This is a genomic window from Priestia sp. P5_B4 (assembly GCF_056400385.1).
The window spans coordinates 1-2780 of the sequence record NZ_JBFULJ010000500.1 but is presented as its reverse complement, the minus strand read 5'-3'; the positions used below and the strand labels follow the sequence as shown (position 1 = coordinate 2780).

Here is a 2780-nt window from a genome sequence, read left to right as displayed (position 1 = left end):
AAGCAAGACTATCTATGAAGTTACGCTCATGAACAATGTGCATGACGTTATAGATGCAACAAAAATTTCAGAAAAAAGCAATAACGTGTCAGATTCATTTAATGATAAATACTTCCATTCTTCTGAAGCACAAATAAAAAAAGATGTGGGGCCTGCGATTGATCATATTAACACCGTATCTAAATATAAAATAGAGCTCATGCAAGACGAAATCCAAAGGCATCGCGATAGTTTCACCAAGCTGCAGCTCGAACAATTAAAAAAAGCCACTCATAATTTTGATTTGTCTTTAGACAACCAAATTAAATCTATTCAAGCTTATAAACCTATAGGTGAAGATTATAGTGTAAGTAGAGAATTCAGCTATAAAGCATCTGAAAAGTATACCAATGCCTGTGTGTACATTACCGACTTTGAATCTAATTTAGGAATCGCCAAGGCCGGTGATTTTTAGAAAAGCTCTCTAAAAGTACTTTTAGAGAGCTTTTTTGCTGTATTCATTACAAGCTCAAGTTTTTACTCCTTACGTTTTGTACATATTCGCTTTTTCTAAGTCAAGCGAAGCATCACATATAACCTGGGGATATCGGTGTTATATTTCACAAACAATAACCAAAATAAGGGTTTTAAAAGAGCTTTATAGCTCATTTATCGCGTAAAGAAACCTTATTATTTGATACATCAACTAATAAAGAGTAAAGTTTTTCTATAATAAAGAGTAAAAGCGAAAGGATGAGTAACATGTTTAAAGACGGTTATGTAAAAGTGAATAATGTAAACCTCCATTACGTGACAAAAGGTGAAGGCGAGCTTATGCTGTTTTTACACGGATTCCCTTACTTTTGGTATACGTGGCACCATCAGTTAGAAGAGTTTTCGAAAGATTACCGCGTGGTAGCTGTAGATATGCGAGGCTATAACTTATCAGATAAGCCAGAAGAAATTTCTTCTTACAGCATGCCCCTTCTCATGGAAGATGTAAAACAGTTGATTGAAGCGTTTGGTGAAAAAGAATGTGTGTTAGTGGCACACGATTGGGGCGGCGCTGTTGCATGGGCATTTGCTTATACATATCCGCAGTATGTCAAAAAGTTAGTGATGTTTGATGCACCGCACCCTTACACATTTATAAGAGAACTTGCTGAAAATCCTGCTCAACGAGAAGCAAGCAGCTATATGAGCTTTTTCCAACAGCCAAATTCTCAAGATGAGCTACTCGCCAATAATAGTGAAAAGCTAAGAAATATGCTGACGGAGCCCGGCATTAAAAAAGGCTATTTAACTAAAGAAGAAGAAGCTAAATATGTAGAGGCCTGGAATCAGCCAAATGCAATGAAATCCATGCTTAACTACTATCGTGCGTCTTCTCTTTACCCATTTGAAGAGCGTGTTCATAAACCCGTAGCATTGCCGCATAAAGTATTTCAGTCTCCGACTTTAATTGTATGGGGAAATGCGGACGAAGCGTTTGAAAACAGTAATTTAGATGGTATTGAAGAGTACGTTCCAAACGTAACGATTCACCGCTTAGACGGTGTGGGACATGCGCCTCAGCATGAGCAGCCAGAAAAAGTGAATGAATTTATGAGAGAATTTTTAAGCAAATAAACTAGAGAAAGACTGCAGGATACGGTATACAGCCGCTTTGCAGTCTTTTTTATAAATTATAAAGCATATTATCAACTATTCATTTCTATTATTAGATTATTTTTCAACGTTTCAACAAGTGTACATGGGGTATAAATTTTACTGTACAGATGCAGTCCCCCAAAGGAACATGTACATTTCTTTCTTACTTACCCTTTTTTGAACTCTCTTTTTTGAGGGTTCTTTTTTTTACGCGTTTACTTCTTTCCCATTGGAAGAACAATCTTAAACACTGCTCCTCCCGTCTCCTTATTATCGGCCGTGATGCTTCCCCCGTGGTTTTTCACAATGGAATGAGCAATATAAAGACCTAGCCCTAAGTTTCCGTGGCCGCTTGTTCTCGACGCATCTTCTCTGTAAAACTTTTTAAACAGCTGTTCTTTGTTGGATAGTGTAAACCCAGGACCCGTATCATGTATTTCAAAGATTACTTCGTTGTGATGAATCACGGTATTCCAAGCTATCTCTCCTCGTTCAGGCGTGTAGCGAATACAGTTTGTGATGATATTATCTAACACTTGAGAAATGCGCTGGGGATCTCCGTAAAATTGATTTGATCCGTCTACTTCATTAATCGAAGATATAAATGTAATCTCTTTTTTTTGACATAAAAGCTGAAATTCGTCTGCTTTCTCATGAACAAATGTGTTGATATCAATAGGCTCACTCTTTACGGCAAAGCCTGGATTTTCTATGACTGATACTTCTTGCAGCTGATTTAATAGTTGAATAGAACGAAGTGTATTCGTGTAGATCGTATGTAAATATCGATTAAGCCTCTCCGGGTCCTTTTTGCTTCCTTCTACTAAAATTTCGGTATGACCGTGAATAATTGTAAGAGGCGTTCGTAAATCATGCGCAATCGCAGCCGTCATATCTTTACGGTCTTCTTCTAGCTGCCACTGTTTAGCTAGCGATTGCTTTAATTCTTTTCGCATTTCTTCAAAGGCATGCAGCAGCTGACTTAATTCTTTGGCGTCTTGAGTGACGGACAGCGAAAAGTCCAAATTATTATGTTGAATATTCTTTGCGGCGGTCATCAGCTCGTTAAAAGGCCGTTCAATTTTTTTGCTAAATCGTCTTCCAAATAAATAAGCAAACAAATAAAAATAAAGAAACGGACTGGCTAGAGA

General features: G+C 37.5%; 2 protein-coding genes and 1 pseudogene. 2 read left to right on the top strand and 1 reads right to left on the bottom strand.

Annotated features, from left to right (window positions below; genetic code table 11):
• Positions 1-454 (top strand): annotated as a pseudogene (locus AC1DRF_RS21960) (hypothetical protein); the annotation flags it as partial.
• A gap of 287 nt (positions 455-741) precedes the next feature.
• Complete coding sequence (locus tag AC1DRF_RS21955) at positions 742-1608, top strand: alpha/beta fold hydrolase (RefSeq protein WP_255255678.1); 867 nt, start codon at positions 742-744, stop codon at positions 1606-1608.
• Between the two features lie 236 nt (positions 1609-1844).
• Here AC1DRF_RS21955 and AC1DRF_RS21950 read toward each other — a convergent pair.
• Positions 1845-2780: sensor histidine kinase (locus AC1DRF_RS21950; RefSeq protein WP_477741695.1), on the bottom strand; the 936-nt coding region annotated here is incomplete at its 5' end.